The following is a 13335-nucleotide window of genomic DNA, read 5'->3' as shown; positions in this document are numbered from 1 at the left end:
AACATCGAGCGTGAATGCTACCGCGCTCGAACGATGCGGGGCGTCAGCGCACGTCCCGTTCATCGGCTGACTTTTTCAGTACGAGACCGTTCTGTGGCCTTGCAACTCGACGATATTCGCGCCCTGTTCAAACGGCATGGCGACATTTCATACAGCGGCGAACCCGTCACGCAGCTTCAGCACGCGCTTCAGTGCGCCATGTGCGCCGAGCGGGAAAATGCGGGCGACGCGCTCGTCGCGGCCGCCTTGCTGCACGATCTCGGTCATCTGCTGAACCTGCAAGGCGACACGCCTTCCGCGCACGGCATCGACGACATGCATCAATACTTTGCGCTGCCGTTTCTGCGCCCCGTCTTGCCTGATAGCGTGCTCGAGCCGATTCGCCTCCATGTCGATGCAAAGCGCTATCTCTGCGCTGTCGACGACAGCTATTACGAGCGGCTCTCGGCTGACTCCAAGCGCAGCCTGGAACTGCAGGGCGGCGTGCTCAGCCGAGAGGAAGCCGCGGCCTTTTCTCGCAAGCCGTATGCGGCCGACGCCGTACGTCTGCGTCGATGGGACGACGCCGCGAAGGACGCCTCAATCGTCACTCCCGACCTCGAACATTTTCTCGCCGCGGTTGCGCACGTCATGAAACCCGCGCACGACGAAAGAGCCTCAACCGGTACGACCGCCGTCTGAGTCCCGCCGCTCGACGCTGCACATCCCCGACGCCGCCACTTACCCGAGCGGCGACGCCTTCCCCGAGCGTTATCCGATCGGCATCGGTCGACGCAGTCGCGCGCCGCGGTTGCACGCGCGAAGCCATCGGCCTATAAACGTCACTAGTCCGTCCGCGCGGCGAAGCGGTCGCCGGCCTCGAAATACAACCAACTCGGAGACAACCTGATGAACTACGTCATCGGCATCGATATCGGCACGCAAAGCACGAAGGCGATACTCGCCGATGAAAACGGAACGATCATTGCGCAGCATGCGCAAAGCTACCGGCCCGATACGCCGCGGCCGTTGTGGGCCGAGCAATGGCCGAGCGTATGGTTCGATGCCGTCGTGAACTGCATCGTCTCCTGCACGCGCGACGCGCGCGCCAAGGGCGTCGACGCACCCGCCATCAAGGCGCTCGCGATCAGCAGTCTCTATGGCGGCTCCGGCATTGCCGTCGACGACGAAATGCGTCCGCTTCACCCGTGCCTCATCTGGATGGATCGGCGCGCGACAGCCGAAGTCGAATGGGTGCGCCGCAACGTCGACATGGAGCGGCTTCTCGCGATCACGGGCAATGGCGTCGATAGCTACTATGGCTTCACGAAGATGCTTTGGCTGCGCGAGCACAAGCCCGACGTCTGGGCCAAGACGCGCTATTTCCTTCCGCCAAACGCTTACGTCGCCTATCGGCTGACCGGCGAGGTCGCCGTCGACCACAGTTCAGCGGGCAACATCGGCGGCATCTACGACGTGGCCGCGCGCCGCTGGTCCGACGAAGCGCTCGCGATGCTCGGCATTCCAGCCGCCATGCTGCCGCAGCGGCTCGTCGAGTCGTCTGAGGTCGTCGCCGGGCTGCTTCCGCAATGGGCGGACGAGCTCGGTCTCGAAGCAGGCATGCCGATCGTCGCGGGCGGCGTCGACGCGGCCATCGCGACGCTCGCCGCCGGCGTCTCCCGCGCCGGTCAACACGTTGCGATGATCGGCACAAGCATGTGTTGGGGCTATATCAGCCAAAGCGTCGACGCGCGGCATGGGCTCGTCAGCATGCCGTACGTCGTCAACGGGCGCCGCGATCTCTACGTGTTTGGCGGCGCGAGCTGCGCGGGTGCCTGCGTGGCCTGGTACCGCGATCAGTTTTGCCAGGCCGAAGTCGAAGCGGCCAAGGCCGCCAAGGAGGCCGGCAGCCTCGCCCCCGGCGACGCTCATGTGCTGCTGGAGCGCGCCGCCGCCGAGGTGCCGGCGGGCTGCGGCGGCGTGGTGTTTCTCCCGTACTTGATGGGCGAGCGAAGCCCGATCTGGGATGCGCAGGCGAGCGGCGCGTTCGTCGGTCTCAATCTCGTCCATACGCGCGCTCATCTGTATCGCGCCGTGCTCGAAGGCGTCGCCTTCGCGCTGCAACACAACATCGAGGCAGGCCGGCGCGGCGCGGGCGCCCTCGACGAACGGCTCATCGTCGTCGGCGGCGCGGCCCACTCGGATCTCTGGATGCAAATCATTGCCGACGTGACCGGATACCCGGTCTTTACGATCGAGCAGGAAGTCGAGGCGGCGATGGGGGCGGCCCTGCTGGCGGCGATCGGCTCAGGGCTCGCCGACGAGGTGGCGGCGACCCGCGGCTGGGTGACGCTGCGCGAGCATGCGCGCCCCGACCCTGCCCGCCGTGCGATCTACGCGCGGCAGTTCGAGGTCTACAAGGAGCTCTATCCCGCGTTGCAGGCGTCGATGCATCGATTGCGTACCGATGACGCCGACAAGACCGATCGGTAGAGATGATCGTAACAACCTATTGTCACGATCATATCGGCTGCGCTAGGATGGGTGCCAGTTAGCGCTCGGCTTTCCCTCGCATTGCGAAAGCGGCGAGCGCTTTTCGCATGATCGAGGCCCCCCATTCCTATGTCCGAAGCTCCCTCGAACTCCGTCGTCGCGCTGCGCCAGGCGCCGCTCGTGCACGCGGCGCGAAACGCGGGCGTTCCATTCGACGCCGGATGGTTCGATACGTTGCGCGTCAACCATTCGGCCGTCGAGCGGCGCACAGCCACGCTCGGCACGCGCCGCTCGGTCAAGAAGGATGCGCAAGCGGCCTGGCTGCTGAAGGCCATCACCTGCATCGATCTCACGACGCTGAACGGCGACGACACCGAAGGCCGTGTGCGTCGTTTGTGCGCGAAAGCGCGCCGGCCCGTTCGCGAAGACATTCTCGAGGCGCTGGGCATGGCCGGCGCGCCGATCGCGACCGGTGCGGTCTGCGTCTATCACCGGTTCGTCGCCGCGGCGGTCGATGCGCTCGCGGGCAGCGGCATTCCCGTGGCGGCCGTCTCGACCGGCTTTCCGGCCGGCCTGACGCCGCATCCCCTGAAGCTGAAGGAAATCGAAGCATCGGTGGCGGACGGCGCCGCGGAGATCGACATCGTCGTCACGCGCGAGCATGTCCTGACCGGCAACTGGCGCGCGCTTTACGACGAGGTGCGCGATTTTCGCGCGGCTTGCGGCCCGGCACACCTGAAAGCAATCCTCGCCACGGGCGACATTCGCACGCTTTCGAACATCGCAAGGGCTTCGATGGTCTGCATGATGGCCGGCGCCGACTTCATCAAGACCTCGACAGGCAAGGAAGGCGTGAACGCAACGCTCGACGTGTCGCTCGTCATGGTGCGCGCGATTCGCGAGTATCGCGAGCGCGCGGGCGCGATGGTCGGCTTCAAGCCGGCCGGCGGCGTCTCCACGGCGAAGGCGGCGCTTGCCTACCAGATGCTGATGAAGGAAGAGCTCGGCCGTCCGTGGCTCGAGCCGGCGCTCTTTCGCATCGGTGCGTCGAGCCTCTTGGCCGATATCGAACGGCAACTCGAACATCACGTGAGCGGTCGTTACTCCGCTTTCCACCGACACCCCGCAGCCTGACCGAGCCGATTTCCGATGAGCGTAGCCGAGTATTTTTCTTCGATGGAGTACGGTCCCGCCCCTGAGGACGACCAGCCTGTGCGCGAGTGGCTCGCGCGCCACGGCGAGGGATTCGGCCATTTCATCGGCGGCGCCTGGCGCGCGCCGGCCGCCGGGACGTTCTTCGACGTCTTCGCGCCGGCCACGGGCGAAACGCTCGCGCGCGTCGCGCAGGGCGACGCGGCCGACGTCGACGCGGCCGTCGCGGCGGCGCGCGCAGCGCAGCCCGCGTGGCATGCGCTTGGCGGCCCCGGACGTGCACGGCATCTTTACACGCTCGCGCGGATGGTCCAGCGGCACAGCCGTCTCTTCTCGGTGCTGGAGGCGCTCGACAACGGCAAGCCGATCCGCGAGACGCGCGACATCGACGTGCCGCTCGTCGCGCGTCACTTTCTTCACCACGCCGGGTGGGCTCAGCTGCAGGACAGCGAATTTCCGGAATGGGCGCCGCTCGGCGTGGTCGGGCAGATTGTGCCGTGGAATTTCCCGCTGCTGATGCTCGCGTGGAAGATCGCGCCGGCCATCGCGCTCGGCAATTGTGTCGTGCTCAAGCCCGCCGAGTACACGCCGCTCACCGCGCTGCTCTTCGCCGAGCTCGCGCAGCGCGCGGGGTTGCCCGACGGCGTGCTCAACATCGTGACCGGCGACGGACGGACCGGCGCGGCGCTAGTCGACCATCGCGGCGTCGACAAGATCGCGTTCACGGGCTCGACGGAAGTCGGCCGGCAGATCCGCGCGGCGACGGCGGGATCGGGCAAGTCGCTCACGCTCGAGCTCGGCGGCAAATCGCCTTTCATCGTCTTCGACGATGCGGATCTCGATTCGGCCGTCGAGGGCGTCGTCGACGCGATCTGGTTCAACCAGGGGCAAGTCTGCTGCGCGGGCTCGCGGCTGCTCGTGCAGGAAGGCGTCGAAGCGCAGTTCATCGCGAAGCTGAAGCGCCGTATGGCGACGCTGCGCGTCGGCCATTCGCTCGACAAGGGCATCGATATGGCCGCGATCGTCGATCCTGTGCAGCTCGCGCGTATCGAATCGCTCGTCGAGACAGGGCGGGCTGAAGGCTGCACGATCTGGCAACCGCGCGAAGTCGTGCTGCCCGAGCGCGGCTCGTTCTATCCGCCCACGCTCGTCACGGACGTGGCGCCGGCCTCGACGCTCGCGCAAGAGGAAATCTTCGGACCGGTGCTCACGGCGATGAGTTTTCGCACGCCCGAGGAGGCGGTCGCACTTGCGAACAATACGCGCTACGGGCTCGCGGCCAGCATCTGGAGCGAGACGATTGGCCGCGCGCTCGACATTGCCCCCCGGCTCGCCTGCGGCGTGGTCTGGGTCAACGCGACGAATCTTTTCGATGCAGCGGTCGGGTTCGGCGGCTATCGCGAATCGGGCTACGGGCGCGAGGGCGGGCGTGAGGGTGCCTACGAATACCTGAAGCCGCAGGCATGGAGCAAGCTGCCGCTGCGTACGCCGCGACGGGCCGATGAAGCCGGTCATGTCGACGATGGGTCGCGCATCGAGAGAATCGACAGGACTGCCAAGCTTTTTATCGGCGGCAAGCAGGTCCGGCCCGATAGCGGCTACTCGCGGGCCGTCCATACGCCGGGCGGCGAGCTCGTCGGCGAAGTCGGCGACGGCAACCGCAAGGACGTGCGCGATGCCGTGGCCGCCGCGCGCGCGGCGGGCAAGTGGTCGCAGGCGAGCGCGCATGGTCGCGCGCAGGTGCTCTACTACCTCGCCGAGAACCTTGCCGCGCGCGCCGATGAATTCACTCGGCAGCTCGCGCGTCGCGCGGGCGTGGTCGCCCTCGACGCGCAACGCGAAGTCGACGCGGCGATCGGGCGGCTTTTCAGCTACGCGGCGTGGGCCGACAAGTTCGACGGCGCGGTGCACGCCCCGCCGCTGCGCGGCGTCGCGCTGGCGATGCACGAGCCCGTCGGCGTGATCGGCATCGCCTGTCCCGACGAAGCGCCGCTTCTCGCTTTCGTCTCACTCGTTGCGCCCGCGCTTGCGCTAGGCAATCGTGTCGTGGTACTGCCGAGCGAGGCTTGCCCGCTGATGGCGACCGACTTTTATCAAGTCGTGGAAACGTCGGATGTGCCGGATGGGGCGCTCAACATCGTCACCGGCTCGCGGGGCGCTTTGTTGCCGGCGCTCGTGAAGCACGACGACGTCGATGCGGTATGGAGCTTCGGGCGTGCCGACGAGTCGACGCTCGTCGAGCGCGAGTCCGTCGGCAATTTGAAGCGGACTTTTGTCGATTACGGACGGCAAATCGACTGGTTCGATCGCTCGAGCGAGGGGCTGCCGTTTTTACGTCAGGCTACCCAAATCAAGAACATTTGGATACCGTACGGCGATTGACCGCTTTCGTTCGCCGGATCGAGACAGATGCTCGATAGGGCGAGGCGCCTAACTGGGGCATCCCGTGGCGCGAAGCGGCATGCCATCTAAACGGAGGAGACATATGCTCAAACAACTCGACCCGCTGTTGAACCCCGACATCCTCTACGCGCTGAGCGCGATGGGACATGGCGACGAACTCGTCATCTGCGACGCGAACTTCCCGGCCGATTCGGTCGCGCGCGCGACGACGCTCGGGCGGCTCTTGCGCATGGACGGCGCCGACTCCGCGCGTGCCGTGCGCGCCGTTCTTTCGCTGCTGCCGCTCGACACGTACGTAGAAGCGCCCGCGATGCGCATGGAAGTGGTGGGCGACCCGAACGCGCTGCCCATCGTTCAGCGCGAGGCCCAGGCGGAAGTGAATGCCGCCGAGGGGCGCGCCGTGCCGTTCGCGCCCATCGAGCGCCACGCGTTCTATGCCCGTGCGCGCAAGGCCTATTGCGTGATCGTTACCGGCGAGCAGCGCGGCTATGGCTGCTTCATCTTCACGAAGGGCGTGATTCTCGCGCCCGATGCGCCGAGCGGCGGCGCGACGGAGCGGGGACAATGAGCGGGCGCGTCGTCATCCTCGGCATTTACGTCACAGATCTCGCGTTTCGCGCGAATCGCATGCCGCTCATCGGCGAGACGATCGCCGGTTCGGCTTTCGCGCTCGGGCCGGGCGGCAAGGGCTCCAATCAGGCCGTGGCGGCGGCCCGCGCCGGTGCCGAAGTCGTGTTCTGCACGCGGCTCGGGAACGACGCGTTCGGCGAAATCGCCCGCTCGACCTGGCAAGCCGAAGGCATCGCGGCGCGCGCGAAGGTCCTCGACGGTGTGGCGACGGGCGCGGCGCACATCTTCGTCGAGGAAGGAACCGGCCGCAACGCGATCATCGTTGCCGCTGGCGCGGCCGCGACGATGGACGCGAGCGACGCCGACGCGATCGAAGCGGACATCTCGGCCGCCCAGGTCTTCGTCACGCAGCTCGAACAGCCTGTCGCGGCCGCGCGCCGAGGTCTCGAGATCGCGCGCCGCCATGGTGTCGCGACGGTGCTGAACCCGGCGCCCGCGCTGCCGCTTCCCGACGACATCTTTCCGCTTTGCGACTACATCACGCCGAACGAAACCGAGGCGGCCGCGCTGACGGGCATCGAAATCCGCGATGCCGACGATGCGCGGCGCGCGGCCGACATCCTGCTGGCGAAAGGCGCGAGCGCGGCGATCGTCACGCTCGGCGAGGCCGGCGCGCTACTGCATTCACGTTCGCAATCGGTGCTCGTGCCGGCGTTCCGGTGCGGTACGGTCGTCGAAACGGCAGGCGCCGGGGATGGCTTCACGGGAGGTTTCGCGGCGGCGCTTGCGCGCGGTGCCGAACCCCTCGAAGCGGTGCGCTTCGGCTGTGCGCTCGCCGGCATCTCGGTGACGCGCGCGGGCACCGCGCCTTCGATGCCGAGTCTGGCCGAAGTGCAAGCGTTGCTCGGCAACGCCGCGCCGATGCGTGAAAGCGCGTAACAACCGAGATTGCGATTAGGAGCCCATTGTCGCCATGTGGTCCTCATTGACGCTTCGCCGATGGTTCGCCGATCGGCAACTGAACTTCCTCTTGACCGTCAACCTGCTCGTGGTGCTCGTCGCCGTCTGGTTCTCGCAAGGGCAGTTCGTCGGCATCGACAACCTGCAGTCGATGGGCTCTCAGCTGCCCGAAGTCGGCCTGCTGGCATTCGGCATCATGCTGTCGATGCTGTCGGGCAACGGCGGCATCGATTTGTCGGGCGTCGGGCTCGCCAACCTGTCGGGGATGGTCGCCGCGCTCGTCGTGCCGCGCTTCGTCAACGGCGACGATTCGCCGGTACTCTATACGTCGCTTTTTTGCGTGATCGTCGTCTGCATGGGACTCGCAGGCGGCTTTCTGAACGGCATGGTCATCGCGCGGCTGCGCCTCACGCCGATTCTCTGCACGCTCGGCACGCAGCTCGTCTTCACGGGCTTCGCGGTCGCGCTCAGCAATGGCGCCTCCGTTCATATCGACTACATCGAGCCGCTCTCCGACATCGGCAACGGCACGTTCCTCCAGGTGCCGATTTCGTTCGCCATTTACATTGCCGTGGCGCTGCTGCTGGGTTGGCTGCTCGCGCGCACGCCGTTCGGCTTGCGGCTCTATCTGATGGGCACGAATCAGCGCGCGGCCTTCTATGCGGGGGTGCCCAATGCGCGGATGCTCGTCATCACCTACACGATCTGCGGCGTGCTCGCCTCGGTCGCCGGGCTCATCAGCTCGACTCATACGATGAGCGCGAAGTGGGACTACGGTAACTCATATCTGCTGATCGCGATCCTGATCGCCGTCATGGGCGGCGTCAACCCGGCGGGCGGGTACGGACGCGTGATCTGCGTCGTCTTCGCCGCGACCGTTCTGCAGTTTCTGTCGAGCCTTTTCAACCTCATGAATCTCTCGCAGTTCTTTCGCGATTGCACATGGGGGTTCCTGCTCCTGCTTTCGCTCGCGTTCGCGGGCGGCGAGCGTGTGCGCGCGATCTTCGGCGTCGGCGGCGCGAAGCCGCCTGTTGCCGCGGGCAAGCGCGAAGGCGGCGGTTAGCGTCCTCGAACGAACAGCATTCGGCAATCGACGAGCGCCAAGCCTCGGGCGCCGCGTCGCGTAACAAGGGGCGTCAAGCGAAAAAAGAAGGAGACACGGCATGAAATTGAATCGATTGAGCCTTGCGCTCGCGGCGTGTGCATTGAGCGCGGGCATCGTCGTGGCCGCGCAGGCGGCGACGAACGAAACGATCGTCACGGTGGTGAAGGTGACCGGCATCAGCTGGTTCAACCGGATGGACGAAGGCGTCAAGGAATTCGCGAAAGCGCAGGGCGTCAACGCTTACCAGACCGGGCCGGGCACGGCCGATGCCGCGCAGCAGTCGCAGATCATCCAGGATTTGATCGCGAAGAAGGTCACCGCGCTTGCCGTCGTCCCGTACGATCCGCCGACGCTCGAGCCCGTCCTCAAGAAGGCGATGGACAAAGGCATCAAGGTCGTCACGCACGAGGCCGACAACGAAAAGAACACGATGGTCGACCTCGAGGCTTTCGACAACTCGGCATACGGTGCCGCGCTGAACGATCGGCTCGCCAGCTGCATGCACAGCGAAGGCAAGTGGGCGACGCTCGTCGGCTCGCTCGGCAGCCGCTCGCAGGTGCAATGGGCGGACGGCGGCATCGACAACGCGAAGAAGAAGTACCCGAAGATGGAGCTCGTCGAGAAGAATCTCGAGACGAACAACGACGGCGAGCACGCCTACGTCGTCGCCAAGGAGGTGCTGCGCAAGCACCCGGACATCAAGGGCTTCCAGGGCTCGTCATCGCTCGATGTGCTCGGCATCGGCCGCGCCGTCGAAGAAGCCGGCTTGCAAGGCAAGGTCTGTGTCTATGGCACGGGTCTGCCGACCGAAGCGGCCAAGTATCTCGAGAGCGGTGCGATCAACGGCATCGCGTTCTGGGATCCGAAGCTCGCGGGCCTCGCGATGAACAAGATCGCGCAGATGCTGATCGACGGCAAGACCGTCAAGAACGGCGACAATCTCGGACTGCCCGGCTACGAGAGCGTGACCGTCAGCAAGGGACCCGGCAAGGGCATCATCGTGCGCGGCAAGGGCTGGGTCAGCGTCGACAAGTCGAACTACAAGCAGTACAACTTCTGATCGGATCGGCGAGAAGGACGGCGCGCGCTCGGACGTCGAGCGCGCGCCTGAGTTCTGTAAAGGTTTGACGCAAATGGTGGGCGGTTACTCGACGATGAACGGAGACAAGGCTTCCGAGCCGCTGCTGCAGGTGGTCGGCATCCACAAGCGCTTCACGGGCGTGCATGCGCTGCGCGGCGTCACGCTCGCGTTCGAGCGAGGCCAGATCTATCACCTGCTCGGCGAAAACGGCTGCGGCAAGAGCACGCTGATCAAGATCATTTCGGGTGCGCAGCCGCCCGATGAAGGCGAGCTCGTGATCGAGGGCAGGCATTATGCGCGGCTGACGCCGCTGCAGGCGTTGGATGCCGGCATCGAGACCGTCTATCAGGACCTTTCGCTGCTATGGAACATGAGCGTGACCGAAAACGTCGCGCTCACGCCCGAGCTCGCCGAGCATGGCGGACGCCTCGCGCGGACGCTCGATCGCCGCGTCCTCGCGGCGACCGCCGCGAAGGCGCTCGAATCGGTAGGACTGCCGAGCGATGCCGACTTTCAGGCGACGCTGATCGAGCAGCTGCCGCTGGCCACGCGTCAGCTCGTCGCCATCGCGCGTGCGATCGCAAGCGAGGCGAAGTTCGTCATCATGGACGAGCCGACGACGTCGCTCACGCAAAAGGAAGTCGCGAATCTGATCGAGGTGCTAGGGGCGCTGCGTGCGCAGGGCGTGACGGTGCTGTTCGTCAGCCACAAGCTCGACGAGTGTTATGCGATCGGCGGCGAGGTCGTAGTGTTGCGCGACGGTCAGAAGGTCGCGCAGGGGCCGATTACCGACTACACGAAAGCGCAGCTATCCGAGCTGATGACGGGGCGGCAGCTATCGCAGGAGCGCTATCGCGAAGCGGCTTCGCAAAGCGAGGTCGTCCTCGATGTGCGCGACCTTGCTCGCCGCGGACAATTCCGGGACATCTCGTTCGCCTTGCATCGCGGTGAGATTCTCGGCGTGACGGGCTTGCTCGATTCCGGCCGCAACGAGCTCGCCCGCGCACTGGCGGGCGTCGCGCCTGCCGATGCAGGGCGCATAACGCTCGAAGGAAAGCCCGTGACGCTCGCGACGCCCGCCGACGCGAAGCGACACCGGATCGGCTACGTGCCCGAGGATCGCTTGAGCGAAGGCCTGTTTCTCGACAAGTCGATTCGCGAGAACGTCATCACGGCGATGATTTCGAGCTTGCGCGACCGCTTCGGCCAGATCGATCGCAAGCGCTCCCGTGCGCTCGCCGAGCGCACCGTGAAGGAGTTGCAGATCGCGACGCCCGACGTCGATCGCGCCGTGCAGTCGCTCTCGGGCGGCAATCAGCAGCGCGTGCTGATCGGGCGCTGGCTCGCGATCGATCCGCATGTGCTGATCCTGCACGGGCCGACCGTCGGCGTCGACGTGGGCTCGAAAGACATCATTTATCGCATCGTGCAGCGGCTGTCGCAGCAAGGGATCGGCATCTTGTTGATCAGCGACGACCTGCCCGAGCTTTTGCAGAACTGCGATCGGATTCTGATGATGAAGAAAGGCCGCGTCGTCGGCGAGTATGGCGCCGAAGGGCTCACCGAGGCCGCGTTGTACCGTGCCCTTCTGTCGGACGCCCCTCTCTCGGACGCCCCTCTCTCGGAACCAGCACGATGAATCAAACGATGAGCACCCCCAAAGCCATGGATATCGCGCGAGAAGGTCGGCCGCCCGCCTGGCGCGCGAAGCTCGCACGCAATCCCGAATGGTTCACGGTCGCGCTGATCGTGCTGACGTCGATCGTCGTCGCGGTACTCAATCCGCGCTTTCTGCAGTGGGCGACGCTTTTCGACATGCTGCATTCGGCCACGACGACATCGCTCTTCGCGCTCGGCACGCTCGTCGTGCTGGCATCGGGCGGCATCGACGTGTCCTTCACCGCGATCGGCGCGCTGACGATGTATTCGATCACGAAGGCCGTACTCGTCTGGTGGCCCGATGCGCCGTTTGCGCTGATTCTTTGCACGGGCGCATTGGGCGGCGTGCTGCTCGGCGTCGTCAACGGCTTGCTCGTGCATCGGCTCAAGGCGCCTTCGCTGATCGTGACGATCGGCACGCAATATCTCTATCGCGGCATTCTGCTGACGTTCGTCGGGACGACGTTCTTCATGAACATCCCGCACAGCATGGATCGCTTCGGCCGCATTCCGCTCTTTGCCTATCAAACCGCCGACGGCCTCCACGCGGTCCTGCCCGTTTCGGTGATCGCGCTCCTTGTCGCCGCGGTCATCACCTGGTGGCTGCTGAACCGGACGATGATGGGGCGCGCCGTCTATGCGATGGGCGGCAGTCTCGCGATCGCCGAGCGGCTCGGCTACAACCTGCGCGCCGTCCATCTGTTCGTGTTCGGCTATACGGGCCTGCTCGCCGGCATCGCGGGCATCATCCACGTGTCGAACGGGCGAATCGCGAATCCGTTCGATCTCGTCGGCTCCGAGCTCGACGTGATCGCGGCCGTCATTCTCGGCGGCGCGCGCATTACGGGCGGGACCGGCACGGTGGTGGGCACGTTGCTCGGTGTCGTGCTCGTCACGCTCATCAACAGCGTGCTGATTCTCGTCGGTGTGCCGAGCACGTGGCAAAAGGTCATCATCGGCGCGTTCATCCTCGTCGCGGGCACGCTCTTCGCGTTGCGCCGGCGCGGCTGATTGCCAAGCGGTGCTTCCTTGCCCGCGGCGGCGCGCGCCGCCGCCGCGTCACGTCTTGCGCGTTTGCCGCTCCTGCCCCTTCTCGGTGATGATCGAATCGAAGTCTTCGATCTGCGAGAAGCGCACGGCCTTGACGATGCCGAACTTGCTCGAATCCGCGACGAGATGCCGCTCCACCGCGTTGGCCATCGCCGCCTGCTTGATTGCGACCTCGTGAAAGTTCCAGCAGGTGACGCCGCGCGCGGCATCGATGCCGCCCGCGGAAATGAACGCCTTGTTGATTCCCATCCGGCGTAGCGTCTCGAGGCTTTCGTCGCCCGCGAACGAATCGGACGACGGCACGTAGACGCCGCCGAGCATGATCATCCGCACATTCGACATGCGCCGCACGATCTCGGCGATGTTCAGCGAATAGCAGACGACCGTCAGCTGCATGCTGGCCGGAATGAGGCGGGCGAGCGCGGTCAGCGTCGTGCCGCAGTCGATGAAGATCGTTTCGTGATCGGCGATGAGCCGCGCCGCGTGTGCCGAGGCCTGCGCCTTCGCCTGTGCGAAATGGTCCTTTTCCTGCTCGAGCGAGTAGCCCGCCGCGTTCGGCACATCGACGGCGCTGACGATGTAGCCGCCCAGATAGGTGAAGCGGTCCGGATGCGCGGCGATGTCGCGCCGCACCGTCATCTCGGACACGCCGAGCAGCGAGGCCGCATCGCGCAGATGCATGACGTTGTGCTTGGCGAGCGCATCGACGAGCGAGCGCAGGCGTTCGGTCTTGAGCATAGGAATGGGGTAGCGCAACCGCCCGGCGCGTAGCGCGCGGAACGTTATATTTGTATCGATGATGTGATCGAATTATAACAAGCATGCTCAAAAAAAGCCGCCCTTCGAGGAAGGGCGGCACAGCGTGAAGCGCGAACGCGGCACG

Annotated in this window: 11 protein-coding genes; 10 read left to right on the top strand and 1 reads right to left on the bottom strand. The window is 65.7% G+C overall.

Annotated elements, in window-relative coordinates:
* Positions 1-93: 93 nt before the first annotated feature.
* The 10 genes from C9I57_RS22030 (at position 94) to C9I57_RS21985 (ending at position 12413) form a co-directional block, all read left to right on the top strand.
* Positions 94-681, top strand: a complete 588-nt coding sequence (locus C9I57_RS22030; RefSeq protein WP_107152742.1) for a phosphonate degradation HD-domain oxygenase — start codon at positions 94-96, stop codon at positions 679-681.
* 207 nt (positions 682-888) lie between these two features.
* Positions 889-2472, top strand: a complete 1584-nt coding sequence (locus C9I57_RS22025) for an FGGY-family carbohydrate kinase (protein ID WP_107152741.1) — start codon at positions 889-891, stop codon at positions 2470-2472.
* Between the two features lie 129 nt (positions 2473-2601).
* The gene (deoC, locus tag C9I57_RS22020) at positions 2602-3606 is read left to right on the top strand and encodes a deoxyribose-phosphate aldolase (protein WP_107152740.1); all 1005 of its coding nucleotides are present in this window, start codon (positions 2602-2604) and stop codon (positions 3604-3606) included.
* Positions 3607-3621: 15 nt separating this feature from the next.
* Positions 3622-6006: an aldehyde dehydrogenase family protein gene (locus C9I57_RS22015; RefSeq protein ID WP_107152739.1), complete on the top strand. Its 2385-nt coding sequence runs from the start codon at positions 3622-3624 to the stop codon at positions 6004-6006.
* Between the two features lie 103 nt (positions 6007-6109).
* On the top strand, positions 6110-6595 hold the full coding sequence (locus C9I57_RS22010; protein ID WP_107152738.1) for an RbsD/FucU family protein: 486 nt from the start codon (positions 6110-6112) through the stop codon (positions 6593-6595).
* Positions 6592-7536, top strand: a complete 945-nt coding sequence (gene rbsK, locus C9I57_RS22005; RefSeq protein ID WP_107152737.1) for a ribokinase — start codon at positions 6592-6594, stop codon at positions 7534-7536. The genes C9I57_RS22010 and rbsK overlap by 4 nt, the downstream gene beginning before the upstream one ends.
* A gap of 34 nt (positions 7537-7570) precedes the next feature.
* Positions 7571-8620, top strand: a complete 1050-nt coding sequence (locus tag C9I57_RS22000; RefSeq protein ID WP_107152736.1) for an ABC transporter permease — start codon at positions 7571-7573, stop codon at positions 8618-8620.
* Between the two features lie 100 nt (positions 8621-8720).
* On the top strand, positions 8721-9722 hold the full coding sequence (locus C9I57_RS21995) for an autoinducer 2 ABC transporter substrate-binding protein (protein WP_107152735.1): 1002 nt from the start codon (positions 8721-8723) through the stop codon (positions 9720-9722).
* Positions 9723-9795: 73 nt separating this feature from the next.
* On the top strand, positions 9796-11382 hold the full coding sequence (locus C9I57_RS21990) for a sugar ABC transporter ATP-binding protein (protein WP_440130236.1): 1587 nt from the start codon (positions 9796-9798) through the stop codon (positions 11380-11382).
* Between the two features lie 8 nt (positions 11383-11390).
* Positions 11391-12413 (top strand): ABC transporter permease, encoded by a 1023-nt coding sequence (locus C9I57_RS21985; protein WP_258187775.1) that lies wholly within the window; start codon positions 11391-11393, stop codon positions 12411-12413.
* 48 nt (positions 12414-12461) lie between these two features.
* Here the strand turns inward: C9I57_RS21985 and C9I57_RS21980 are convergent, their stop codons facing one another.
* Entirely contained in the window at positions 12462-13190 is a 729-nt protein-coding gene (locus C9I57_RS21980; RefSeq protein WP_107152733.1) for a DeoR/GlpR family DNA-binding transcription regulator, read from the bottom strand.
* Positions 13191-13335 lie beyond the last annotated feature (145 nt).

The sequence above is a fragment of the Trinickia symbiotica genome (assembly GCF_003028655.1).
Classification (GTDB): Bacteria; Pseudomonadota; Gammaproteobacteria; order Burkholderiales; family Burkholderiaceae; genus Trinickia; species Trinickia symbiotica_A.
The sequence above is the reverse complement of the archived record's forward strand: the minus strand, read 5'-3'. Positions and strand labels throughout refer to the sequence as shown.

Coding starts and splice junctions, on each gene's coding strand:
- C9I57_RS21980 (WP_107152733.1), bottom strand. CDS start 13,190: ATGCTCAAGACCGAACGCCTGCGCTCGCTCGTCGATGCGCTCGCCAAG.
- C9I57_RS21995 (WP_107152735.1), top strand. CDS start 8,721: ATGAAATTGAATCGATTGAGCCTTGCGCTCGCGGCGTGTGCATTGAGC.
- rbsK (WP_107152737.1), top strand. CDS start 6,592: ATGAGCGGGCGCGTCGTCATCCTCGGCATTTACGTCACAGATCTCGCG.
- C9I57_RS21985 (WP_258187775.1), top strand. CDS start 11,391: ATGAGCACCCCCAAAGCCATGGATATCGCGCGAGAAGGTCGGCCGCCC.
- C9I57_RS22025 (WP_107152741.1), top strand. CDS start 889: ATGAACTACGTCATCGGCATCGATATCGGCACGCAAAGCACGAAGGCG.
- C9I57_RS22010 (WP_107152738.1), top strand. CDS start 6,110: ATGCTCAAACAACTCGACCCGCTGTTGAACCCCGACATCCTCTACGCG.
- C9I57_RS22000 (WP_107152736.1), top strand. CDS start 7,571: ATGTGGTCCTCATTGACGCTTCGCCGATGGTTCGCCGATCGGCAACTG.
- C9I57_RS21990 (WP_440130236.1), top strand. CDS start 9,796: ATGGTGGGCGGTTACTCGACGATGAACGGAGACAAGGCTTCCGAGCCG.
- C9I57_RS22015 (WP_107152739.1), top strand. CDS start 3,622: ATGAGCGTAGCCGAGTATTTTTCTTCGATGGAGTACGGTCCCGCCCCT.
- deoC (WP_107152740.1), top strand. CDS start 2,602: ATGTCCGAAGCTCCCTCGAACTCCGTCGTCGCGCTGCGCCAGGCGCCG.